The 22,660-nt window shown below is 46.8% G+C and carries 22 protein-coding genes; 14 read left to right on the top strand and 8 right to left on the bottom strand.

From position 1 onward, the window contains the following. The first annotated feature begins 47 nt into the window (after positions 1-47). Both AC1DP6_RS29315 and AC1DP6_RS29310 read left to right on the top strand, forming a co-directional pair. Positions 48-1,229, top strand: a complete 1,182-nt coding sequence (locus AC1DP6_RS29315; protein ID WP_477058065.1) for a serine hydrolase domain-containing protein — start codon at positions 48-50, stop codon at positions 1,227-1,229. A 34-nt stretch (positions 1,230-1,263) separates the two neighbouring features. After that, positions 1,264-1,560, top strand: coding sequence for an antibiotic biosynthesis monooxygenase family protein (locus AC1DP6_RS29310; protein WP_477058064.1), 297 nt, complete (start codon positions 1,264-1,266; stop codon positions 1,558-1,560). Here AC1DP6_RS29310 and msrB read toward each other — a convergent pair. Next, on the bottom strand, positions 1,552-2,067 hold the full coding sequence (msrB, locus tag AC1DP6_RS29305; RefSeq protein WP_441576711.1) for a peptide-methionine (R)-S-oxide reductase MsrB: 516 nt from the start codon (positions 2,065-2,067) through the stop codon (positions 1,552-1,554). The genes AC1DP6_RS29310 and msrB overlap by 9 nt on opposite strands. Positions 2,068-2,490: 423 nt before the next feature. Between msrB and AC1DP6_RS29300 the strand changes: the two genes are divergently transcribed. Then, positions 2,491-3,789 (top strand): spondin domain-containing protein, encoded by a 1,299-nt coding sequence (locus AC1DP6_RS29300; protein WP_477058063.1) that lies wholly within the window; start codon positions 2,491-2,493, stop codon positions 3,787-3,789. A gap of 54 nt (positions 3,790-3,843) precedes the next feature. After that, on the top strand, positions 3,844-4,707 hold the full coding sequence (locus AC1DP6_RS29295) for an AraC family transcriptional regulator (protein ID WP_477058062.1): 864 nt from the start codon (positions 3,844-3,846) through the stop codon (positions 4,705-4,707). A 3-nt stretch (positions 4,708-4,710) separates the two neighbouring features. On the opposite strand, the gene AC1DP6_RS29290 is transcribed toward AC1DP6_RS29295, so the two are convergent. The 3 genes from AC1DP6_RS29290 to AC1DP6_RS29280 all read right to left on the bottom strand — a co-directional run bounded on the left by AC1DP6_RS29290 (position 4,711) and on the right by AC1DP6_RS29280 (position 6,276). After that, on the bottom strand, positions 4,711-5,094 hold the full coding sequence (locus AC1DP6_RS29290; protein WP_477058061.1) for a DUF302 domain-containing protein: 384 nt from the start codon (positions 5,092-5,094) through the stop codon (positions 4,711-4,713). Next, positions 5,081-5,641, bottom strand: coding sequence for a carboxymuconolactone decarboxylase family protein (locus AC1DP6_RS29285; protein ID WP_477058060.1), 561 nt, complete (start codon positions 5,639-5,641; stop codon positions 5,081-5,083). Before AC1DP6_RS29285 ends, AC1DP6_RS29290 begins: the two co-directional genes overlap by 14 nt. A 65-nt stretch (positions 5,642-5,706) precedes the next feature. Further along, positions 5,707-6,276 carry a TetR/AcrR family transcriptional regulator gene (locus AC1DP6_RS29280; protein ID WP_477058059.1) on the bottom strand — a complete coding sequence of 190 codons (570 nt, stop codon included), beginning with the start codon at positions 6,274-6,276 and terminating at the stop codon, positions 5,707-5,709. A gap of 108 nt (positions 6,277-6,384) precedes the next feature. Between AC1DP6_RS29280 and AC1DP6_RS29275 the strand changes: the two genes are divergently transcribed. The 3 genes from AC1DP6_RS29275 (at position 6,385) to AC1DP6_RS29265 (ending at position 9,866) form a co-directional block, all read left to right on the top strand. Then, entirely contained in the window at positions 6,385-7,515 is a 1,131-nt protein-coding gene (locus AC1DP6_RS29275) for a lactonase family protein (RefSeq protein ID WP_477058058.1), read from the top strand. A gap of 67 nt (positions 7,516-7,582) precedes the next feature. Next, the gene (locus tag AC1DP6_RS29270) at positions 7,583-8,758 is read left to right on the top strand and encodes a glycosyltransferase (protein WP_477058057.1); all 1,176 of its coding nucleotides are present in this window, start codon (positions 7,583-7,585) and stop codon (positions 8,756-8,758) included. Positions 8,759-8,771: 13 nt separating this feature from the next. Beyond that, positions 8,772-9,866: a glycosyltransferase family 4 protein gene (locus AC1DP6_RS29265; RefSeq protein WP_477058056.1), complete on the top strand. Its 1,095-nt coding sequence runs from the start codon at positions 8,772-8,774 to the stop codon at positions 9,864-9,866. Here AC1DP6_RS29265 and AC1DP6_RS29260 read toward each other — a convergent pair. The 3 genes from AC1DP6_RS29260 to AC1DP6_RS29250 all read right to left on the bottom strand — a co-directional run bounded on the left by AC1DP6_RS29260 (position 9,832) and on the right by AC1DP6_RS29250 (position 13,617). After that, complete coding sequence (locus tag AC1DP6_RS29260) at positions 9,832-10,893, bottom strand: glycosyltransferase family 2 protein (protein WP_477058055.1); 1,062 nt, start codon at positions 10,891-10,893, stop codon at positions 9,832-9,834. The two genes, AC1DP6_RS29265 and AC1DP6_RS29260, sit on opposite strands and share 35 nt — an antisense overlap. A 172-nt stretch (positions 10,894-11,065) precedes the next feature. Beyond that, complete coding sequence (locus AC1DP6_RS29255) at positions 11,066-12,727, bottom strand: lectin (RefSeq protein ID WP_477058054.1); 1,662 nt, start codon at positions 12,725-12,727, stop codon at positions 11,066-11,068. A gap of 245 nt (positions 12,728-12,972) precedes the next feature. Continuing rightward, complete coding sequence (locus AC1DP6_RS29250; protein WP_477058053.1) at positions 12,973-13,617, bottom strand: HAD family hydrolase; 645 nt, start codon at positions 13,615-13,617, stop codon at positions 12,973-12,975. 66 nt (positions 13,618-13,683) lie between these two features. On the opposite strand from AC1DP6_RS29250, the gene AC1DP6_RS29245 reads away from it, so the two are divergent. Continuing rightward, positions 13,684-14,742: a serine hydrolase domain-containing protein gene (locus AC1DP6_RS29245; RefSeq protein ID WP_477058052.1), complete on the top strand. Its 1,059-nt coding sequence runs from the start codon at positions 13,684-13,686 to the stop codon at positions 14,740-14,742. 41 nt (positions 14,743-14,783) lie between these two features. After that, complete coding sequence (locus AC1DP6_RS29240; protein WP_477058051.1) at positions 14,784-15,941, top strand: SGNH/GDSL hydrolase family protein; 1,158 nt, start codon at positions 14,784-14,786, stop codon at positions 15,939-15,941. Positions 15,942-15,994: 53 nt separating this feature from the next. Here AC1DP6_RS29240 and AC1DP6_RS29235 read toward each other — a convergent pair whose 3' ends face one another. Further along, on the bottom strand, positions 15,995-16,873 hold the full coding sequence (locus AC1DP6_RS29235) for an AraC family transcriptional regulator (RefSeq protein ID WP_477058050.1): 879 nt from the start codon (positions 16,871-16,873) through the stop codon (positions 15,995-15,997). 158 nt (positions 16,874-17,031) lie between these two features. On the opposite strand from AC1DP6_RS29235, the gene AC1DP6_RS29230 reads away from it, so the two are divergent. The 5 genes from AC1DP6_RS29230 to AC1DP6_RS29210 form a co-directional block, all read left to right on the top strand. After that, positions 17,032-17,799: an SDR family NAD(P)-dependent oxidoreductase gene (locus tag AC1DP6_RS29230; protein ID WP_477058049.1), complete on the top strand. Its 768-nt coding sequence runs from the start codon at positions 17,032-17,034 to the stop codon at positions 17,797-17,799. A gap of 12 nt (positions 17,800-17,811) precedes the next feature. Beyond that, positions 17,812-19,146, top strand: a complete 1,335-nt coding sequence (locus tag AC1DP6_RS29225; RefSeq protein WP_477058048.1) for an alpha-L-fucosidase — start codon at positions 17,812-17,814, stop codon at positions 19,144-19,146. After that, a complete protein-coding gene (locus AC1DP6_RS29220) occupies positions 19,143-20,384 on the top strand; it encodes an enolase C-terminal domain-like protein (RefSeq protein ID WP_477058047.1) in 1,242 nt (413 codons plus the stop codon). The genes AC1DP6_RS29225 and AC1DP6_RS29220 overlap by 4 nt, the downstream gene beginning before the upstream one ends. Next, a complete protein-coding gene (locus AC1DP6_RS29215; RefSeq protein WP_477058046.1) occupies positions 20,381-22,015 on the top strand; it encodes a sodium:solute symporter in 1,635 nt (544 codons plus the stop codon). The genes AC1DP6_RS29220 and AC1DP6_RS29215 overlap by 4 nt, the downstream gene beginning before the upstream one ends. Positions 22,016-22,025: 10 nt before the next feature. Continuing rightward, positions 22,026-22,660, top strand: a 635-nt coding sequence (locus AC1DP6_RS29210) for a glycoside hydrolase N-terminal domain-containing protein (RefSeq protein ID WP_477058045.1), incomplete at its 3' end; no start/stop codon positions are given.

The raw sequence follows: 22,660 nt of genomic DNA, 5'->3' as shown, positions 1-22,660 counted from the left end.
TGAGACCCCTGTAAACAGGGATCTTTACAACCAAACATATAACCCGGATGATCAACAGTTCAAAATCCTTTTATCGGGAAGTACCCGGACTCCTTTTCATTGTAAGCGTATTATTATTTTCCTGCCGCACGGCCAACGTCCACAAAACGGTGACCAAGGTAACCGGCAGCGATAGTGTATGGAACACGGCCAACGTCGCCGGTTTTGAGCAGCAACTGGAACGCCTGCGCGTACGTTACCATATTCCCGGTCTCTCTGCAGGCATCGTGAATGGGCAAAAGCTGGTCTGGAAAAAAGGCTTCGGTTATGCAGACAGAGAGCGACCGTTGCTACCTGATGAAAATACCGTGTACCAGATCGCTTCCGTGACCAAAACTTTTGGGTCCATTATTCTTTTGCAGCAGGTGGAAGCCGGAAAGGTAAGCCTGGACGATCCGATCAGCAAATACGGCATTAACCTGGGCGCCCGCTGGGGCAGTGATCCACGCATCAAGGTCCGGCACCTGCTAACGCATACGGCCATGGGCAATGACTTGAATGGTTTTAAACCGGGCTATAAATTCCGCTACAACGGTGGATGGTATAATGAACTGGGAAAAGTGATCGCACAATCTTCCGGACATTCCTTCGGAGAACTGCTCATGCAGCAAATCATTGTGCCGCTATCACTCAAAAATACGGCCCCCAGCACAGATGACAGCGTGAACTTTGCGCTCACCGGTTACGATAAAGCCATTTTTATGCAGCGGGTAGCCAAACCCTACGACTGGAAAAACAAACAGCTTAGCCCCATCACTTTTAACTACGGCTTCGGGCCCGCAGCGGGGATCATGAGCACCGTGGCGGACCTCGCCCTATACTCCAATGCCATTGATGAAGCGCGTTTTTTGAATGATACTACCTGGAAGAAAATTTTTACTCCTTACGTTACCCCAAAAGGGAAAACCATACAATATGGTTTGGGTTGGTTTATTGGCTACTATAAAGGAGTAAAGGTGGTATGGCATACCGGCTGGTGGACTGGCTACTCGGCTCTTTTTGTGAAAGTCCCGGAGAAAGACCTCTGCTTTATTATCCTCGCTAATTCGCAGGACCTGAGCCGCCCTTTTTATCACTTGGTGAAAGCGGGCATTTTTGGTTTCTTTAACCCACTGAAACATAATCTGAATAAGCAGTTAACAGCTTCTGATTTCGGGAAGGCCTTCCTGGACCACTTCCTGCAGGAATGATTTTTTGTATCTTACCAGGCTATAAATAAAGCGTATGATTTTAGAAGTAGCTGTATTGGATGTAATACCGGGTAGAGAGCCTCAGTTTGAGGAGAATTTCCGCCTTGCCAGCCATATTATCAGTAGCAGGAAGGGATATGCCGGGCATCAGTTGCAACGATGTATAGAGCAACCCAACCGGTATATATTGCTGGTCAACTGGGAGTCACTGGAAGATCATACTATTGGTTTCCGGCAATCTGCTGACTACCAGGAATGGAAAAAATTACTACATGAATTTTATGATCCATTCCCGGTGGTGCAGCATTATGAACAACTATCTTTAGTGTGAGCCCGGATCTGGTTCAAAGTCCAGCGATACGGAGTTCATACAAAAACGTTTATGTGTAGGAGGGGGACCATCATCGAAAATATGTCCCAGGTGCGATCCACAACGTTCGCAGATCACTTCTGTCCGCTGCATACCAAGGGTGTTGTCTTCCTTGTAAATCACGCTGTTCGCTTTCAATGGCTCAAAAAAACTGGGCCAGCCACAGGAACTGGCGAATTTCGCATCTGACCGGAACAGCGGATTGCCGCATACCGCGCAATAGTAGCTGCCTTTCACATCTGCATCCCAGTATTTACCGGTAAACGGCCTTTCCGTGGCAGCTTCCCTGGCCACTGCATATAAATCAGGGGGCAATACTTTCTTCCATTCCGCATTTGTAATGTGCAGCTTCTTCGTGTCTGTTCTGGAGTAATAAGGGTTTTTTGCCATTGGTTCTTTGTTGCCCGTCTGGCTATGGCAGGCAATCTGCGAAGCCAGGATCAGTGTTAAAAGAAATATTTGTCTCATCTTTTTTGTAATTAATAAGCTATCTAAAATTACGGCTTTAAATCGGTATGACCGTTGTTCATCCTATTAGACGTGGTAAACAGGAGATCCTTACAAAAAAGAATAAGATGCTGTAAGGATACGCACAGAAATACGTCTACTATTCCGGGAGCCAGTGATGGCAGTACCGGGAAACTTTTAATAGGGATCGGCTTCCATATTACCCACTCGTGACAATAAGACCAATTCTTCGAAAAGCAGCCCATGACCACGCTTTCCGAAGACAGGGAGCTTATTGTCTGCACAGAAAACAGGACATACCGGAAAAACAAGGATCCGGGAAGTATAGACAACTAATCGGGAAGGACGGTCATTGATGCAGGGGGATTCGCCAGATACCTTTGTTGCATAAAAAATCGATCACCGTACACAAAAACATTTGATATGCTCCATTTGAAAAAAGCGATTCATTTACCCATCCTGGCAATATTGCCCCTGGCATTTGCAGCCTGTCATAAAGATGACCATCCTATGCCTGCAGACCAGAAAAGCACCATCACCGTAGAGAATGTATTGCACTCAAAACCGTTGGTGGAATCAGGCACCTATAAAGGCACCAACACGCCGGTGATCATGCCGGGAGAATCTGTGATCATACAGTTTTCGGCTGCGAAAGGAGAGGCGATCACTTTTGCTTCCATGTATGGCTGGTCTAATGACCTTTTCTTTGCACCGGATAATCCTGGTATAGCGGTATATGATGGAAAAGGAATGCCAATTGAAGGCGATGTATCTGCCGCTGTGAAATTATGGGACAACGGCACCCGGATTAACCAGGCGCCCGGTAGACTGGTCAATCATCCCGGTGTAGCAGATGCTAAGAACATTACGGAAGTGAAAGGTACCGATGCGCAGGGGAATAGCTATCTGCCGGCATCGAAGCTGCTGAGTGCCATGTTAAAGTATAATGGCAACTCTACTTTTACACTTACACTAAAAAATATTTCGGGTGGTACTGCTAATGAAACCCCTGTCAGTCCAGGTGTTTGGGCGGTATCTTATATTGCCGGCGGACAACTGCTGTTACCGAATTCCCTCTTTACTGCCGGACAACCAACTGCCAATGGACTCACTGCTATTGCGGAAGCGGGAGATAACACCATGCTCAGGAATTATATAACAGGGCTCACCGGCATCTTCACACCATTATCTCCCATATTAGTTGTGATCTATAACGGTATTGATAATCCGATATACAAAACCGGGGAAACCGACCGTGGCGAAGGCTTGAAACTACTGGCGCAGCAAGGGAATGCAGATACCCTGGCCGCATTCCTGAAAAACAGGCCCGGTGTAAAAGCGGTATACGTATTGGCAGCGCCATCTACCAAAGTGCTATTACCGGTCATCAACGACATGAAAGGCGGCATGGTGAGCCAGGACATCACCGTGCAAAGCGGTGACCGTATTGCCATTGCTACGATGTATGGGTTTTCGAACGATTGGTTTTTCGCAACTGCGGGTAATGGAACAGATGCATTGACCAAAGGGGACATTTCCGGCAGCATCGCACTGTATGACGATGGTACCGCCATTAATCAATTCCCTGGTGCGGGCATCACCCAGTTTAACCTGGCGGGAACGCCACTGTCGGAAAGCAAACCCATTGCAGTGGTACCTAACCCTAACGGCTATACTACATTGCCCGCTATATCGGATATCATCCGGGTAACACTTCAGTAAACATTTTACCTGTCTGCAGCAGTAGTGGCTGCAGACAGGATTCAAAGATTATATATGAAATGGCAATTTGAAGATCAGGTAACAAGAGGCCGGTTTACGGTGACTATTCACGAAAACGTGCTGGGTGGGAGCGGGCTGCTGAACAGCAAGCCGGAAACAACCAATACCATCGTCTATAACACGGGTGAGGATCAATCCGTGATGATCGATGAGATTGAATATACTTTTCCGACCAATGCCATACTTCCCCTGGTAGCCAATCAGCACTTCCGGTTTCAGGCGCCCGAAAAGCTGGTGGCCTGGCAGTTTAACCGGGAGTTTTATTGTATCGCCGATCATGATGCTGAAGTAGGATGTGTGGGCTTTCTTTTTTACGGCATCGTACACCCGCTCTTTATACAACTATCACCGGAGCAAACAGCCGGTGTTGCCACCATCGAACAACTCTTCATAGAAGACATGAACGTGAAAGATAACATGCAGGGAGAAATGTTACGCACGCTGCTCAAACGCCTGATCATTAAAATTACCCGGATCGCTAAAAAGCAATCCGGTCATTGCAGAGATCTTTCTGACAGCAGGATGGACCTTATTCGTAAGTTCAGCCTGTTGCTGGAATGTCATTTTCGCGTTCAGCATGAAGTGCAGTTCTATGCTGCTGCCCTGAATAAATCCCCTAAAACATTGAGTAATATTTTTGGAATGTGTCATTTTCCATCTCCCTCCAAACTCATACAGCAAAGGATTATCCTGGAGGCCAAGCGCTGTTTATATTACACCGGCAAATCAGCCAAAGAAATCGCAGATGATCTGGGCTTTACCAGTGCCGCGCACTTCAGCCGGTTCTTTAAGCTGAATACCGGTGTGAACAGTTCTGCCTTTAGCCGGAGTACACATGCGGCCCATCAGACCGCATGAATCCTAACTTAACTGTGCCACTATTTCTTTGATTTTAACCTGCAATTCCTTCCCTAATGCTTCCAACCCGGAGTATCCCTGGAAATGTTGTTCCGGAAGATGATAACTGAGCATGGTGGCGCCGGTATCCGTAGCCCGCAGGACCAGCTTCAGCGGTACTTCTATCACGGCCGACGGATCCAGATCCAGCAGCTGTTTCATATATACCGGATGAAAGAAAAGCAATTGCCTGACTTTGCCAATAACTATCTGCTGGGTAGCCAGAATAGCCTGTGGGTTAATTTCATGAAGCAGGAGGAATCCGTTGTTGGCAATGGCTTCCCGGGCATTGGATAATACGGTATCGAATGGCTGTTCAATGAGGAGGGTGATGTTATCTGTTCTCATCTGCTGTTGTATTTAAAGGTTGAACTTCCGGCCAATCCACTTCAGTGCCGGCCACTACATTCAGGTAGTTGGTGAAAATATTTCTGACTACGTTGGCAATGATCTCCAATGTTTCTCCATCGGTATACCCGGCCTGACGAAGCACCTGCACATCGTCTGCAGACAGGCTTTGTGGAGCAGCTAACAATTTGCGGGTGAAATCCATGCCTGTAGCTGTTTTTTCATCGGCAGCCTTCATGTTTCTTGCGTCCAGGAGGTCGGCTTCAGACAGCCCGGCTTTGGCGCCCAGGAAGCTGTGTGCGGAGAGGCAATAATTACAGCCATTATATTCCGCTGCTGCCAGGGCAATTCTTTCGGCCATGGGAGCACCCAGGCTACCTTTACGGAGTGCATTGTTGAATTGTGCATAAGCTTCCAGTACGGCCGGCGAATGGGCCATTACGCCGTACATGTTGGGAACACGGCCCAGCATACGTTTTACCTGTTCCAATACCGGTTGGGCGGCGGTAGGGGCTTCCTGTGCAGAAAGCGCTTTGATTGTACTCATTATTGATCGTTTTAAATAGTAGACAAAATTGTCTATAATAGGGTAAAAAAATAATCCATCCTTCATCAATCACCCGGTGCCGCACCTATCAGCCGTTTCACCATTTTCTTCGCGGTCTTCACCGGCCAGATTTCTTTGTACACTTTACTCTCCACAATGGCGCCTTCAAACAGCAGGTAAATGGTGTCAGCTAAGCTGGCCTCCCCCGAATCAGGAACCGCAGACAGCAACTGCTGTACGTAGCGCCTGAGCTTCCGTTTATGTTCCAGTACCTGTTGCTGCATCTCCGGCTGACTATCCCCGATTTCTGCCAGCATATTAATGAACCGGCACCCCTTAAAATGTTGCAGCGGCAACTGACGTTCCAGGAAATCAAAGATGGCCAGCAACCGGTCTGCCGGATCAGCTTTTTTATCCACCATTGCTGTAATGCCAGCAAACCATTCCGTTCTGGCCTCTTTCAGGTAAGCCAGCCCCAGTTCTTCCTTGGAGCCAAAGTGGCTGTAAAGACTCGCTTTGGCCACCCCGGCTTCTTCCAATACCTGGTTGATGCCAGTGGAATTATATCCCTGCTCATAAAACAACCGGCCCGCAGTTGCCAATATTTTTTCTTTTGGATTTCCTGGTCTTGCCATGATCTCACAAAGCTACATTAAAAAATAATAATAGACAATTTTGTCTATTATTATTTTTTCCGGAGATGATTATCTTGTAGTCTCATTTCACGCTTAAAACATTCACAATTGTTTCGTAAATTCTGCTGCTTTTCTATCATAGCACTGTTCTCTGGTTTGCTGGCAAACGCCCAGCAGTATTACCTGTTTGTGGGAAGCTATAACCGCGATAAAGACAAAGATGGTGTTTACCTGTACCGCTTCAACTACAACACTGGGGCACTGCAGCCGGTGTCTGCACTGAAAGGGATACTCAATCCTTCTTTTCTTACCCTGTCGCCCGATGGTAAATATATTTATGCCTGTTCGGAAGCACAAACACCCAACATCGGTGGCGTGAGCAGCCTGGCATTTGACAGCACCAAAGAAACCCTGACACTGCTCAGCCGCCAAAACAGCGGGGGAGATAATCCGGCTTATGTGGGAACCGATAAAGATGGAAAATGGTTGCTTTGTGCCAATTATTCCGGAGGCAGCTTATCTGTTTTTCCATTGCCGGGAGAGGGTCAAATAGCACCCGCCAAACAGGTGATTGCTTTCCAGGACAGCAGCGTCCTGCCCAGACAGCGAAGCTCACATATCCACTCCGCGGTATTTTCTCCGGACGGCCATTATGCTTTTTTCCCGGATCTCGGTGCTGATAAAATCAGGGGATACCAGCTGGTACCTGCTGCCAAGGAACCCTTACAACCGGCTACGCCGCCTTATACATCCACAGTGCCCGGTGCTGGTCCCAGACATATCATTTTTCATCCGAAGCTGCCCTATGCGTACTGCATAGAAGAAATGGGCGGTATGGTGAGCTGCTATAAATACAAAGCCGGTAAACTCGACAGCATACAGCGCATCAGCGCCCACCTGGAGGGGCCTGCGAATGATTATAACAGTGCCGACATTCACATCTCTCCCGATGGCAAATTTTTATATGCCTCTACGCGGGAAAGTGCTAATATGATTTTTATTTATGCCATAAATCAACAAAAGGGTACCCTGAAACAAATAGGGCAGGAGTCTTCCCGTGGCCGGCACCCAAGGAATTTTATGATTGACCCTACGGGTAAATTTCTCTTGGTTGCCAATCAGAACAGCGGTAACATTGTGGTGTTTAAACGCAATCAACAAACAGGGCTGTTAACAGCTACCGGTATAGAAGTAAAATTGCTGAATCCATCCTCGCTGCAAATGAGGGCATATCACTAGCCGCCTTCATGGTTTTACACTAAAATGAAGTAGTTTTGCAGCCGTAGTTAACAAAACAAAACAACGCTTGAAAAGAATACTCTATTTTTTCCCATTGAATCCTGTTGATAAAAATAGTGGAAGTCAGACCCGCTCCTTAAACCTGTTGAAATATTTTAAAGCGCGTGATATCAAGGTAGATTTCATCACCAAATCGATTTGGGGACGATATACACCTGAAAGTATCCAGGCCTTTGAAAACAGCGGGCTGGCGGAAAATTTATGGATCCTGGAAAGGAAGCCTGTGAAGAAAAATCCAGTGAAGTATTTCTTCTCCTATAAATTGTGGCATGTATTATTTGAGCGTAAACTGAAACTGGTAAAAGGATCTATTCCTAATCATACTACCTGGAATCTGCGCAAACAATTTGATGCCATTCTGCAAAAACAGTCATACGATTATATTATCATCAGCTATGCTTACTGGGCGGATCTCATAAAAGATAACCCCTACCTGGGCAAGGCAGTGACGATTATAGATACACATGACCTGCTAGCTTCCCAACACCAGAACGAAAATGGATTTGATATGGGGGCTGCGCTGGGAGATGAGTTAAGAAGATTATCCCAGTTTGATCAGGTATGGGCCATTTCTATGGAAGAAACCTACTTTTTTGGTCAGTTCCTGAAAGGAAAAATAAAGTATATACCAATGATGATGGATGCGCCACCTGTGGTGCAGCCATTAGGAGAGAAGGAGTTTGACCTGATATACGTTGCTACGGACAATCCACATAACCTGATCTCTGCTGCCTGGTTTTTCAAAGATGTATATCCGCTGTTGCCGGCACATATAAAGATCTGTGTAATCGGTTCCATTACCCCGCACGTTTCAGCGGAGCATAAAAATGTAGTCCGCATTCCTTTTGTGGAGGACCTGGATACGTATTATCTGAAGGCCAGGGTATCACTTTGTCCTATGCTTACCGGCACCGGCGTAAAAGTGAAAGTGGTGGAAGCCATGTCGCATGGTCTACCCGTAGTATGCACAGAGCGTGGACTGGATGGAGTGCCGGATAAAACCAACAACGGTTGCCTGTCTGCCAACAATCCAAAAGAATTTGCGGTGCACATACTGCACCTGCTGGAAAATAAAGCCTTTTATGAATCCATGAGCCAACAGAGTTTATCATCTTTTCATAAACATTTTTCAAAAGAAGAAGGATTTAAAAAACTGGATAGCGCTTTAGGTATAGGTAGTTAAAAGAAGTACACACATGAAAGCAAAGAAAGTATTTCTTATATCGTTCAACGGCAAGTCTATTGTGGGTGGTGTAGAAAGGGTGACCTATTACCTTGATGAATATTTTCATTCCAGGAATATTGAAACAAAGATCATCGACGAAGACTATCTCATTCATCATACCCTTTTTGGCAGGATCTTTCAGCAACTGTTCCGGTTCCGCCATTTTAAAAAGAGAAAGGCGATCTACCTGGCCCGGTATACCTCTGCTTTCCTGTGGCTGAATAAACGTTCCCATCATGTAGTGATGTCGCAGGGAGAAGCTACTCCTCTGTTTCCAGCCGACTTTATCCTGATACATGGCTGCTATCACTGCATGGAAGTGGCTTACGGCAGAACAGATGATCGGCTGAGCCGCATGGCTAACCTGCAGAAGTTAAGCTGCCAGCGGGCTAAACAGGTGATTGCGGTATCTGCAAAAGTAAAACGTGACCTGATCACCTACTATCAGATACCGGAAAGCAAAATTATTGTCCAACATAATTGTGTTGACACCAGCAGATTTCATCCGTTTGAAAAAACGCCGCAGCAACAACACACCTTGCTTTTTGTAGGCCGACTAACAAATCCCAAAGGGTTGATATTTTTAAAACAACTGGCAGCAGCTATCGATCAATCCACTAACTGGAAACTGTTAATTGCGTGTAACGAAACACCGGATACCGCGTTTTTTGAACCATTTGCAAACATCACGGTGAAAATGGGGTTGAATATTGACAATATTGCGACCGCCGCTTATGCGCAGGGGGATCTGCTGATTGTTCCTTCCTGGTTTGAAGGCTTTGAGCTGGTAACGCTGGAGGCATTGTCCGTAGGGATGCCGGTAATTGGTACCAATGTAGGCGCCATCAGCGAGTTGCTGGATATGCAGTTTCCCGGTGTATACCTGTTGCCGGATATCAATTCTCCGGAAGCTATATTACAGCATCTTGATGAGGTACTGGCAGATAATAGCCGGTCCATTGATCCGGAAGCCCTGCATCAGCAGGTAACCAGGGAGTTTGGAATTGAGCAGTATTTTAAAAAGATGGATGCTATCTTGGGGCCAGCGTTTTCTCGTACATCCTGAAAAAATGATGTGCCGCCCATGGGCTGATGATGCTGATGAATGCACCGACGTAAAGGAACGGAATCCTTTTTCTGAAAGCCCTGTACAATCCTTTTCTGCGCATGGTAAGACTGTGGCGGTTCTTTTTTAACTGGTCAATCACAGCAGTCCAATTGGCTTTGTTCTCTATCCCTTTATCCAAATACACTTCAAAGTAGCCCCCATATAGCAATACCCTGGAGTTATGGTAGGCATAATACAGATGGCTGTATTTATCAAATAGATTTTTAGACAGCAGAAAATCTTTCATTAAGTCATCGGACGCGTAAAAGTAGGAGAGCTTGTAGTCAGACACCTGTGCCGACGTAATTGATTTTTCCGCATGGGCTTTTTCGCGAATAAAATAGTTGTAAAAATTTCCGGCAATGCATCTCGTTTTTCGGGAAAGGCAGATGGTTTCAAGTACAAAAGGAGAGTCTTCGAAAATAGAAAGCCGGAACCATACCCGATGATCTTCAATCAATGATCGCTTGTAAAGCTTACCCCAGCAGGCAGTATTTATTTTATCTGTTTTATGAGCTGTTTCACTCAAAAAGCTGCTGATGTAGTCGGTATGTTCAAAATTTTCAGGGATATATTCAAATGATTCCAGCACCTTTAAATCCTTGCCCGTACCGCTTACTTTTCTGTAGCCGAAGCAAACGATATCTGCGCTGGTGTTTAACGCTTCCTGCATACAAAGTTCCACTGTTTGCGGTGCGATGGTGTCGTCACCATCTACAAACAAAATGTATTCACCGGTGGCATGATCCAGTCCTGTATTTCTTGCGGGGCCGGGGCCTGCGTTGGCTTGAGAAAAGACCTGTATGTTTTTATGTGTTTGCTGATAGCTGGTTAATACCTCCAGCGATGAGTCGGATGAATCATCATTTACAAAGATGATTTCTGTATGGGTATAGGTTTGCTGTAACAGGGAATCAATACAAGCCGGCAGGAAAGGAGCCAGGTTATACACCGGAACAATAATCGTCACTAAAGGGCTTTGCATATATCGCTATTATCTCTTTTAAAACAGCGGCAAAGATAGAGAAATTTATGCTGGGCCTCCATACGGCAATATTGGCTTCTTCTTTTATTTGGAGTATCCAGGTAATTTACCACGTTGCGGGCAGAGCCAGCATTTATACCTGGATAATCAGATAAAAGAAGAAGCCTGTTTTTTATTGGTTAACCCTGAACTTTTCCGTAGCACCGGCAGTGGTATGGGTGCAGGTCATAGACTGTGTACCGCTTTCACTGGAAACGAACTTGCCGTTATTGCCTTTGAGGGAAATGGTACCATCTCCGTTGTTGATCCAGTCGAACTGTTCCCAACCGCCAATCGCGGCGCGGTTGCAGGTAATGGCCTGTGTACCATTTTCGGAGGATACGTATTTGCCGCCGTTTTGGAGGGCAATCTTCCCGTTGCCGGCATTTACCACTACAAACTGTTCCCAGGGGCCTACTGCGGTGCGGTTGGCGTTCATTGCCTGCGTGGCGTTTTCGCTGCACACGTAGAGGTTATTGGAGCTTTTCAGGGTAATAGTTTGTCCGATGGGCGCGCCGGTACCACCACCTACGATGGGCTGTGTGGGGCGGGTAGCTGTCAGGCCAATCTGTCCTTTCAGCATTTTACCGCCATCGCCGGTGAGGCGCAGGTAGTAATCTGCCGAGCAGGCCACACCGTCTTCATCCAGCGTCACAAAGTTGGAACCTGCGGGGATGAAACCGGAGCTTTCTGCGGTTTTGGCAATCTGGTTGCCTTCATTGTACTCGTCAAACATGGAAATGTAAATGCCCTGTGCACCCACTCTCACCATATTATAAAACTGCCGCCACATAAAGTCGCCATGTGCGCGCTGATGCTCCTGCAAATCGCCTGGCAACACACAGGGTTGATAGTCGATGCCGTGGTTGTTACAATACGCCTGATCCGGGGTGTTTACATTTGTGTAGAAATTATCTACGTCATTTACATTACCAATGCGACCTACCATCCAGGGCGAAATCATATTGAGTGCGCTGTAGGTGGCCAGGAAGCCGGGTCTTGAATCATCGCTTTCGGTACGCCAATGGGTAGGTACACCGCCAATCACATAACATCCCTGGTTTTTAAACCAGTTGATCACATCCAGGCATACGGCTGCCGACCAGGTATGGTTGTTATCATTAAATCCGAAGCCCCAGATACATACCACTGGCTTGCCATTCTGTTTGGCGTAGGCGGAAGAAGAAGTGTAGGCCGACATCTTGTTGGTCCAGTCACTTTTTACTTCTGATTGCATGTTGGTCCAGCCGCTCACATCGTACATGATGTAAAACTTGCGGCCATACGTTTCTGCTGCTGTTTTTACTTTGGCCGTGATGGCATCCCGGACAGGGCCTTCGGTACCGTTGGGGTTGAAGCGTTGCAGCGCGGCCGCATCAATGCCATTCTGTTGCATCCAGAGGAAATGGGTGTTCACTGTCTGGTCAGTGAAGGAAGAAAATAATTTCGCCGGCGATCCATTGTTAAGATTTGCCCAGGCGGTTTGGTAGGTACTGCTGTAATCCCGCACATCGGGCCAGGATTTAATACCATTGTTAGTGGAAGAGGGGGATGCTCCCCAGTTTTGGGTCCAGTGCCACCAGGCATTGATGGGTGAGCCATCACCATTGGCGGCAAACCAGCCCTGGTAGCCTACAGTGACTTTGCCGACTACATCGCCGACAGGAGAGCCGAATGCGCTAATGGAGGCCTTTTTTCCATCAAGCGATTGTAATGGTGTGCCGGCCTCTTTTTTAGAGCAGCCAACAGACAATGCAACAAGGGTTGCGAACAGAAGATGCAACTTGTTTTTCATGTGTGGAAGAATTGATGTTTAGGAATTACTATTGGATTTTCATGTCAGATATCAATGAATGAATACTCGTGGAATGATAATCGGATTTTCAGTAAGGGCTTTCTTTTGAACAATGCCGGGCTATGGGTACAACGTGGAAACTTCCTGCAAGTAAGCATACAGGCACTAATGAATGCCCTAATAAAGGGCTAATAAATTAATTAGGGCAAGATAATTTTGGGGAAAACGCAGGTTTTTTTCGAAGATCAGGAAAAACTCGCGGCTAATTCGGCTACTGTATTAAATATAAAGTCGGGTGCGGCGGCATTGAGTTCCTCCGTAGTGCCGTAACCGTAGCCTACACCGATAGCGGTGATATTATTTTTCTGCGCACCAATAATATCGTGTTTACGGTCGCCTATCATCATGGTATGCTCCGCCGGCAGATTTTCTTTTGTAAGCAGGTATTTGATCAGTTCCCCTTTGTCGGCACGGGTACCATCCAGTTCACTGCCGTAAACAGCTGTAAAATAGGGATCCAGGTTAAAATGACGGATCACCACATCTGCAAAGATCTGGGGCTTGGAGGTGGCCACAAACAGGCGGCGGCCCTGGGAGAGGAGGGCGCTCAGCAGTTCCGGGATGCCCTCATAACGTTCGTTTTCATAAATACCTGTTACCTTGAAATATTCCCGGTAAGCATTGACCGCTTCCCAGGCCTGTGCTTCGGTAAACGAATAATACTCCATAAATGACTGCTGCAGCGGCGGTCCAATAAAAGGGAGCAGCCGGGACAGGTCCGTTTCTACAATACCCGCTTTCGCCAAGGCATACTGCACAGATTTGGTAATCCCTGTTTTTGGGTCCGTCAATGTACCATCCAGGTCAAAAAGAACGTTATTATATTTCATAATGGGCGCAATTTAATAGAAAAGGAGGATGTTGAATAAGTTTCGTTAATTTATTAGCTTACACCAATGAAATTACACCTGCACTGTTATTTGTTATGCTGCTTCACGGCTATGCTGTTGGCTGGCTGCAGTAAAACCGAGTCTAAAACAATCATTGCGCCCGAATACAATGACGTGGATCAGGTATTGACGGAAGCGGCCACCAGTAAATTCGGAGGTAAATGTTACGGAATTATCCAGGTGGATGGAAAAACGGTCTACGCCAAAGGATTTGGCGGATATGATGGCAGCACCCGCCAGCTGATCGCCTCCTGCTCCAAATGGTTGTCGGCCGCTATACTCATGAGCCTCGTGGATGAAGGGAAAATTAAGTTAACAGACAGCGTGGGTAAATTTCTGCCCATATTCACCACCTACCATAAAGGAGGGATCACCATCGCCCAGCTGTTTTCACATACTTCCGGTTTCCCCGGTAGTTCTACCCAGGGGTATGAGACCAATGTGCTGAGCACCCTCAGCGCAGCAGCCGATGGCATCGCAAAAAATGTTGCCTTACAATATACGCCAGGTTCCACTTTTTATTATGGCGGAGTTAGTATGCAGGTAGCCGGTCGTGTCTGTGAAGTGGCATCAGGGAAAGACTGGAAAACACTGGCGGCTGAAAAGTTATTTACACCCTGTGGCATGACCAGCACCAGCTTTGGTTTAACCGCCAACCCACAGATTGGAGGTGGCGCAACCAGCACACCGGATGATTATATGCGCTTCCTGTATATGGTCATGAATAAGGGAGTCGCCGCCAACGGTACAAGAGTACTGAGTGAGGCAGCAGTAACAGCCATGGAACAACCACAAACCAGCAGCGCCACCACTATTGCCTATTCTCCTTACCCGTTGTCGTTGCTCACAACCAAAGGCATTTACGGTATAGGCAACTGGCGCGACGTAACAGGCCCTGGTGACGTGCTGATAGAAAACAGCAGCCCCGGCTTATTTGGCAGTCACCCCTGGATCAACCGCGATAAAAAAGTGACCGGTTTTATATTTACGTTTATTGTTGATAACGGCTATCTGACCACCTTGCCCGCCTGCATCAAAATCAGGAACCTCGTGAGAAATAAATAATCAAACAAAATAAAAACCACACTGCTACAATCAACAATCGTATGATGAAAATTTTTGTATGGCTGCTGCTGAGTGTAGCCATTACCGTTACTACACAGGGACAGGAACAATTTATTACACAATACGGATATCTGGATAATGCCTGGTATCATATCCAATCCGATAAAAAGGCCACTGTGACCTTTCTGGGAGGCTCTATTACCAACATGGAAGGCTGGCGTGGTAAAGTATGCGATTATCTTTCTGCTACTTACCCGGGCACTGCATTCCGTTATATCAATGCCGGTATTCCATCGTTAGGCAGTCTGCCACACGCTTTCCGGTTTAAACAGGATGTATTGGGCAAAGGTAAAACAGACCTGCTGTTTGTAGAAGCCGCGGTGAATGACCGGGCAAATGGTACCAACGAAGTTACACAGCGCAGAGCTATGGAAGGCATTATACGTCACGCGCTCCATGCCAATCCGCAGGTGAATATTGTCCTGATGGCATTTGTAGACGAAGATAAAATGGCTGATTACCATGCCGGAAAAGTGCCGGTAGAAGTGCAGGTACATGAAGATCTTGCAAAGAAATATCATCTTCCTTTTATCAACCTGGCCAAAGAAGTGACTACCCGCATAGATGCACACGAGTTTAACTGGAAAGATGATTTCAAGGATCTGCATCCATCTCCCTTTGGACAAAATATATATTTCAATGCTATCAAAAAATTACTGGATAGCGCCTTCAGCAGATCTGTTTCCAAGCGGCTGGTATCCGCGAAATTACCGGCTCCTGCAGATCCGTTGAATTATGAAAACGGTGCCTATGGAGATATACACGGGGCTACCACCCAAAATGGTTTTTCTATAGCCGAATCCTGGGAGCCATCCGATAAAGTGTCTACCAGGGAAGGTTTTGTGAAAGTGCCAATGCTGGTATCCGGTAAGGCGCATGCTACCGTGGAATTTCCCTTCACCGGTCGTACCATAGGAATCAGTATTGTATCCGGTCCGGATGCAGGCATCATCAGCTATAGTATTGATGGTGGCGCCGTGCAAATGAAGGATTTACGGACACAGTGGAGTAAAGGTCTTTACCTGCCCTGGTATCTGATCCTGGGCGATGATTTAACACCCGGTAAACATATATTGAAAATAGAAACCGGTGAGGCTGCGGAAGTAACGCGGATCGTGTATTTCCTGGTGAATGGATAGCAGCGGATGTTGTCTGGCTCAGGATTATCCTGAGTCAGACCCCAAATCGTGCATTAATCCATTTGTAAAACATCCTTTTTATACTCTCTCGGTGTTTTCCCTTTTATTTTTTTGAAGAAACGATTAAAGTGGGTGGTGTTGTTATACCCGCATTTAGCCGACAGCTCCATCATCGACATTTCCTTTTCCTGCAGCAGTCTGCAGGCATAACCTATTCTTAATTCATTGACAAAATGGGTAAACGATTTTTGTGTTCTGCTTTTGAAGAAGCGGCAAAAGGAATGTACGTTGATACCGGCTATGGCAGCTATTTCTGACAGCGGGATATCTCTTTTGAAATGCCGGAAAATAAACTTGAAAATATCGTCCATCCTGGACTGATCTTTATCGTTGTACAGGTTTACATAATTGGTGCCGGCCAGTAACCGGTATTCTTTGGTGGCCATCATTTTTTGCAGCAGCGTGATAAACGTGATGGTTTGCTGCAGGTCCTGCTCCTGTAGCATTTGTTGCATCAGGGCCAGTATGTCGGCTTTGGTTTTACCATAAAACTGTATGCCGCGTTGCGATTTTTTCAGCCATGCTTTTACATTGCTGATATTACCGAAAGGTGCCAGGTGCTCCAGCAGTAATTCCGGTGAAACATACATGGCAAGGGATTTGGCTTGTAGCTTATCCTTTCCTTCAAAATATTTTTGCTCGTTATGCCATACATGTGGCGTACCGGATCCTACAAAAATCAGCTCCCCGCTTTCAAAATATTCGATATTGTCGCCTATGATACGGCGTCCGGCACTTTCTACCACATACACCAGCTGGCATTCATCGTGGAAATGAAATTCTGTAGAAAAGTGCGACTGTGTAATCTCCTTTACCAGGTATACACGCTGTTCGAGGGCTTTGTCGCCCGGTATGGCAAAAACTGGCTTCATATTATCAGCGTAAAATAGGTAAAATCATTAATAAAGTCAAAATAGTGTTGATTTAAGTCAATTTCACCGGGATGATCTACCTTTTCCATTGTTACTTTTGAAATCAGGTACCAAAGCCCTGTATTTCATGTACATTTTCCACGGAAACAATATGAATAATGATACTGAAGAATAAAATAGTGCTGATCACAGGAGGCGCTTCCGGCATAGGTGCTGCTTGCGCATTGAATTACGCTGCGGAAGGAGCTATCGTAGTGGTGATAGATAAAGATGCCACAGCCCTGCAGGCGTTAAAAATACAACTGGGTGGATCACATTTATTGCTGACGGCCAATCTGCTGGATAGTGCGGCTATAGGTGCAGCAATTAACACAGTATTACAAACCTATGGAAGACTGGATGCCATCCATAATAATGCAGGGATCGCCAGTCCTGCCAAACCATTACACGAAACCACGGAAGAGGAGTGGGAGCTGCTGATGAATGTAAACATCCGGGGCATTTACTATACCACCCGCCACGGCATAGCAGCACTGAAGGCTTCCCGTGGTTGCATCCTCAACACCAGTAGTATGGTAGGTGAAATAGGACAGGAAAATCACGCGGCCTATGCAGGTAGTAAAGGAGCGGTAAATGCGCTCACCAAAGCCATGGCACTGGACTATGCACCCGATGGTATAAGAGTAAACGCGGTAGCACCTGCCGGAGTATGGACGCCCATGTTGCGACAGTGGAACAAAGAGCAGGCAGATCCCGCCCGCATGGAGCAATACCTGGATAATATTCACGCACTGGGTTACTGCCCGGAAGCGACAGAAATTGCCAGCGTATGTGCGTTCCTGTTATCTGATAATGCCCGCTTTGTTACCGGCTGTATCATGCCGGTAAGTGGAGGCGCCGAACTAGGTTATAAGCATACACTATAAATTTCAAGCACAATGAAACGTATTGCCACATTATGTTTAATGCTGTTAGCACTCAACAGCTACAGCCAGACCAATGCCCAGCTGGATCCGAAAATACTGACCAGCAAAGCAGTTATGAACCAGTTTATGGACCTGCGTTTTGGTATGTTCATTCACTGGGGACCCGTTACGCTGCGGGGCACTGAAATAGGATGGTCCAGGCACCACGAAGTGGCCGCTACTGATTACGACACACTCTACAAAGCATTTAACCCGATCGGTTTTAACGCAGATGAATGGGTGAAAACCGCCAGCGAAGCAGGGATGAAATACCTGACCATCACAGCGAAGCACCATGATGGATTTTGTTTATGGCCATCTGCCTATACAGATTATAATATTATGGCTACCCCTTTTAAAAAGGATGTGGTAGGACTGCTGGCCAAAGCGTGCAAAAAATATCATATTAAATTCTGTATCTACTATTCCGTACTGGACTGGTACCAGGAGAATTATCCGCTCGATAATTCCACCGACCCAACGTTGGCGGATAAACGAAAAAAACCGGATATGGAAAAGTATGTAGTATACATGAAAAATCAGTTGAAAGAACTGGTTAATAACTACGATCCTTACATGCTCTGGTTTGATGGTCCCTGGGAAAGTCCATGGACGCCAGCGATTGCATTGGATATGTACACCTATCTTAAAACGCTGAAAAAAGATTTGATCATCAATAACCGCCTTGGTAAGTCATTTTCGGGCACCAACGCAGATGGTACCGCTAATTTCCTGGGTGATTTTGACACACCGGAACAACGCATCGGCAGCCTGAACATGCTAACGCCCTGGGAAACCTGTATGACGATCTGTCAACAGTGGTCCTGGAAGCCAAACGATAAAATGAAATCGTTGCAAACATGTATACAAACGTTGGCTAAAGTTGCCGGTGGCAATGGTAACCTGTTGTTTAATGTGGGGCCCCGCGCTGATGGTAAAATAGAACCTGAGCAGGTAGCACGTTTAAAGGAAATGGGCACCTGGCTGAAACAGTATGGAGCAGCCATTTATAATACACACGGTGGTCCGTATGAGCCGAATGACACCTATGCTGCTACCCGCAGTGGCAAAAAGATTTACCTGCATATTTTTAAACCGGTGAACCAGTTGATATTGCCTGAACTGCCCGGAGTAAAAATAAATAAAGCTTATATCATGAAAGGCGCGTCTGTAGCATTGCTGCAAGCCGACGGACATATCACACTTACATTGCCGGCTTTACCGGATCCGAATGATACCGTGGTTGTACTGGAAACAGATAAGCCTGCCATAGACATTGCTCCTATTAAAAATGATGATAAAAAATGATTAAGAAAATAATAGTGAAAGATGCCCGGTTTCCATTATCCGGAGGAGCCGGTAGTGATGCCATACATCAGAATCCCGTATACTCGTACACGGTAGCGTGTTTGTATGACGATAAGGGTAATTGCGGTACGGGACTGGCTTTCACATTGGGTGCAGGCAATGAACTGGTATGCGCTGCCGCCAGGTTTTATGGAGAAAAACTGATAGGCAAAGATATCAGTGAAGTGATGGCTACTTTCGGTGACTGGTTTAAGCAGCGTTCTGATGAACAACAGTTCCGCTGGCTCGGGCCTCATAAAGGAGTAGTGCATCTGGCGCTGGCGGCGGTTACCAATGCCTGCTACGATCTTTGGGCGAAACAGCAGCAGGTGCCTTTGTGGAAACTGTTGCTGGACCTGAGTCCGGAGCAACTGGTGAATACACTGGACCTTTCTTACCTGGAAGAAGTGCTGCCCCGCGAAGAAGCGGTGCGTATGCTCACAGATATGCAATCTTCCCGCGTATCGCGGGAAGGTATTCTGCAAAAGGGTTACCCGGCCTATGATACATCTGCCGGCTGGTTTAATTATTCCGATGATCAGCTGGAAGCTAACTGTAAACGTGCACTTGATAATGGTTTCAGCGCATTGAAGTTAAAGGTGGGCGCTAAAGATCCGGAAACGGATATACGAAGAGCGCATATTGTAAGAAATACGGTAGGGGATCAGATCAAAGTAATGGTAGATGCCAATCAACAATGGAATCTGCCGCAGGCACTGGCTATTGGCAAAAGACTGGCAGACATCAATCCATACTGGATAGAAGAACCTACCCATCCGGATGATGTGCTGGCACATAAAACGCTGGCGGAAGCACTGAACCCGGTGAAGCTGGCATTGGGAGAACATGTGCCCAATAAAGTGATCTTTAAAAATTACCTGGAAACCCGCTGCGCTGGTTTCATACAGGTAGATGCTGTAAGGGTAGGAGGTGTCAGTGAATTTATTACGGTGAGTTTGTTGTGTAAAAAGTATGGGGTACCGGTGGTGCCACATGTGGGAGATATGGGTCAGCTGCATCAGCACCTCGTATTATTCAATCATATCGGAATGGGACATGAAGCATTATTCCTGGAGCACATTCCTCACCTGCGTGCGCACTTTACCCATCCTGCGCAGATAACAGGCGGATTTTACCGTACTCCTGAAACCCCGGGCAGCAGTTGTGATCTGCTGGCCCTTAATACTTTCCCCGAATGATTTCTACCACAGATACCGTCATCAGCATTTGTTATGTAGCCTTTATTGTGCTACTGGGATTCTGGGCTGGATGGTCCGGAAAGAAGAGCAGCAATGCCGCGGGAGAATATTTCCTTGCAGGCAAATCCCTGCGCTGGCCCATGATAGGCATGGCATTATTTGCTACCAATATTTCCTGTCTCCACCTGGTGAGCCTTGCACAAAGCGGATTTGACACCGGTTTGCTGGCAGGTAACTTTGAATGGATGGCCGCTTTTACACTGATCCTGTTAGCACTTTTTTTTATACCATTTTACATCCGGTCAGGAGTGGCTACGCTCCCGGATTTCCTGGAGCGACGCTATAACCGCGCTTGCCGGGACTGGCTGGCAATCGTATCCGTTGTATCAGCCATTGTGATCCATATCGCGTTTTCATTTCTGGCGGGAGGCATTGTACTGGAAACGTTGTTCGGCATCAATATGTTCAGCAGCATTATCCTGATTGCCGTGGTAACAGGCGCGTATACGATTGTGGGTGGTTTACGTGCAGTGGTAGTGACAGAGTCCGTGCAAACGGTGGTACTGTTAGCCGGTGCGGTGATCATTACCCTGCTTTCCTGGTGGAAGGTAGGTGGCTGGCAACCGGTGATGGCCGTGTTACAGGAGCATCAGCAATTGGATAAGTTGTCGATGCTGCATCCTGCAGGTGATCCGAACGGACTGCCCTGGTATGCAGTATTCCTGGGATACCCGGTTATTGGCATCTGGTATTGGTGTGCTGATCAAACAATTGTACAAAGGGTGCTGGGCGCAAAAGATGAGAATCATGCCCGTACCGGCGCATTGTTCTGTGGTTTTATAAAAGTGCTCCCGGTTTTTATATTCATTCTGCCGGGGCTGCTGGCTTATGTGCTATACAAGCAGGGCGCACTGGATCTGAGTGCATTGCAGCAGGCCGATGGGAAGATGCATACAAAAGGTATTTACTCTCTGATGATTACCAAACTGGTGCCTCCCGGACTGGTGGGCGTTTTGGTGGCGGCCTTATTGTCGGGCTTAATGAGCCAGATTTCCGGTGCGCTGAATTCCATTGCCACATTGGTGAGTTACGATTTATACAAAAGATATCAGCCGGCGGCCAGCGATAAGCAACTGGTAAAAACAGGCCGTATTGCGGCCGTTTTAGCGCTGCTGTTGTCTATTGGCCTGCTACCCTTGTTGAACCGGTATGAGAGTCTCTTTAACGGTATTAATGACGTAATATCACATATTGCGCCGCCTATCACCTGCGTGTTTTTGCTGGGCGTGTTCTGGAGGAAAGCATCTTCCAAAGCTGCACAATATACCTTGTGGCTGGGTTCCGCGTTGGGAGCAATTGTATACGTGACCGGCAAAGTGTATCCCGAAGGGCCTTTGAGCCACATCCCACCGTTGATGGTGGCCTTTTACCTGTTTGTAGTTTGCGTATTGCTGCAGGTTGTTTTATCTTTTGCTTTTCCGATGCAGCATACTGCTGAAAGCAGCCGTTTGTACTGGGAAAGCCCGCTGGCGCCGCTACGCGCAAAAGGCTGGCCGGGTCTGGCAAACTATAAAGTATTGTCAGGGGTGTTACTGGCGGTGATGGCAGTATTATATTGGGTCTTCAGATAATATCCACGTTATGTATAGATCATTTTGCACACTGTTTTTATTGGTGCTTTTCCAGGCCGGTTACGCACAAACAACGGGGGCGCCCTTGCGGCCTGTCGCGATAGCCGCAAAACATGCGATTGTTTACAATAAGCCGGCCCCTGATTTTTTTGAGGGCGCCTTACTGGGCAATGGTGGCATGGGCGTAGTGGTGACTACCCGTCCTGATGCGGTAGTGCTTTATTTCGGACATAATAATGTATGGGATATCCGCATTGCGGAAAACAACCGCGAAGCACTGCATGACTTCAACTATGTGTTTAACAAGGTAAAAGACATCCCGGATCTTGACGGCGATACCTGGTACCAGCAATACAAAACGCTGGCAGCAGAAAATTACAGACAGCCATATCCCAGGCCATTTCCATGTGGATCGCTGGTACTGGGATTTGATCGCAGAATGGCGGAGTTGATAGGACATACCCTGGATATTTCCACGGGCGTATGCCGCGTACAACTGTTATTGGCAGATAAGAAAACTGTTTACCTGGAACTCTTTACCAACATGAAAAGCGATCAGCTGCAAATGCAGCTGGTAGATGCAACGGGTAAACCTGTGCCCAATATTTTTAACCGGGTGAAGATGATGGCAGATCCTTCCACACC

Source organism: Chitinophaga sp. 01L420, assembly GCF_056399985.1.
The sequence above is the reverse complement of the archived record's forward strand: the minus strand, read 5'-3'. Positions and strand labels throughout refer to the sequence as shown.

Bases quoted from the DNA above. Each gene is read 5' to 3' on its own strand.
- AC1DP6_RS29260 (WP_477058055.1), bottom strand. From the start codon at position 10,893: ATGCAAAGCCCTTTAGTGACGATTATTGTTCCGGTGTATAACCTGGCT.
- AC1DP6_RS29310 (WP_477058064.1), top strand. From the start codon at position 1,264: ATGATTTTAGAAGTAGCTGTATTGGATGTAATACCGGGTAGAGAGCCT.
- AC1DP6_RS29290 (WP_477058061.1), bottom strand. From the start codon at position 5,094: ATGAGAACAGATAACATCACCCTCCTCATTGAACAGCCATTCGATACC.
- AC1DP6_RS29285 (WP_477058060.1), bottom strand. From the start codon at position 5,641: ATGAGTACAATCAAAGCGCTTTCTGCACAGGAAGCCCCTACCGCCGCC.
- AC1DP6_RS29235 (WP_477058050.1), bottom strand. From the start codon at position 16,873: ATGAAGCCAGTTTTTGCCATACCGGGCGACAAAGCCCTCGAACAGCGT.
- AC1DP6_RS29225 (WP_477058048.1), top strand. From the start codon at position 17,812: ATGAAACGTATTGCCACATTATGTTTAATGCTGTTAGCACTCAACAGC.
- AC1DP6_RS29255 (WP_477058054.1), bottom strand. From the start codon at position 12,727: ATGAAAAACAAGTTGCATCTTCTGTTCGCAACCCTTGTTGCATTGTCT.
- AC1DP6_RS29230 (WP_477058049.1), top strand. From the start codon at position 17,032: ATGATACTGAAGAATAAAATAGTGCTGATCACAGGAGGCGCTTCCGGC.
- AC1DP6_RS29300 (WP_477058063.1), top strand. From the start codon at position 2,491: ATGCTCCATTTGAAAAAAGCGATTCATTTACCCATCCTGGCAATATTG.
- AC1DP6_RS29215 (WP_477058046.1), top strand. From the start codon at position 20,381: ATGATTTCTACCACAGATACCGTCATCAGCATTTGTTATGTAGCCTTT.
- msrB (WP_441576711.1), bottom strand. From the start codon at position 2,067: ATGAGACAAATATTTCTTTTAACACTGATCCTGGCTTCGCAGATTGCC.
- AC1DP6_RS29265 (WP_477058056.1), top strand. From the start codon at position 8,772: ATGAAAGCAAAGAAAGTATTTCTTATATCGTTCAACGGCAAGTCTATT.
- AC1DP6_RS29295 (WP_477058062.1), top strand. From the start codon at position 3,844: ATGAAATGGCAATTTGAAGATCAGGTAACAAGAGGCCGGTTTACGGTG.
- AC1DP6_RS29280 (WP_477058059.1), bottom strand. From the start codon at position 6,276: ATGGCAAGACCAGGAAATCCAAAAGAAAAAATATTGGCAACTGCGGGC.
- AC1DP6_RS29240 (WP_477058051.1), top strand. From the start codon at position 14,784: ATGATGAAAATTTTTGTATGGCTGCTGCTGAGTGTAGCCATTACCGTT.
- AC1DP6_RS29250 (WP_477058053.1), bottom strand. From the start codon at position 13,617: ATGAAATATAATAACGTTCTTTTTGACCTGGATGGTACATTGACGGAC.
- AC1DP6_RS29245 (WP_477058052.1), top strand. From the start codon at position 13,684: ATGAAATTACACCTGCACTGTTATTTGTTATGCTGCTTCACGGCTATG.
- AC1DP6_RS29220 (WP_477058047.1), top strand. From the start codon at position 19,143: ATGATTAAGAAAATAATAGTGAAAGATGCCCGGTTTCCATTATCCGGA.
- AC1DP6_RS29315 (WP_477058065.1), top strand. From the start codon at position 48: ATGATCAACAGTTCAAAATCCTTTTATCGGGAAGTACCCGGACTCCTT.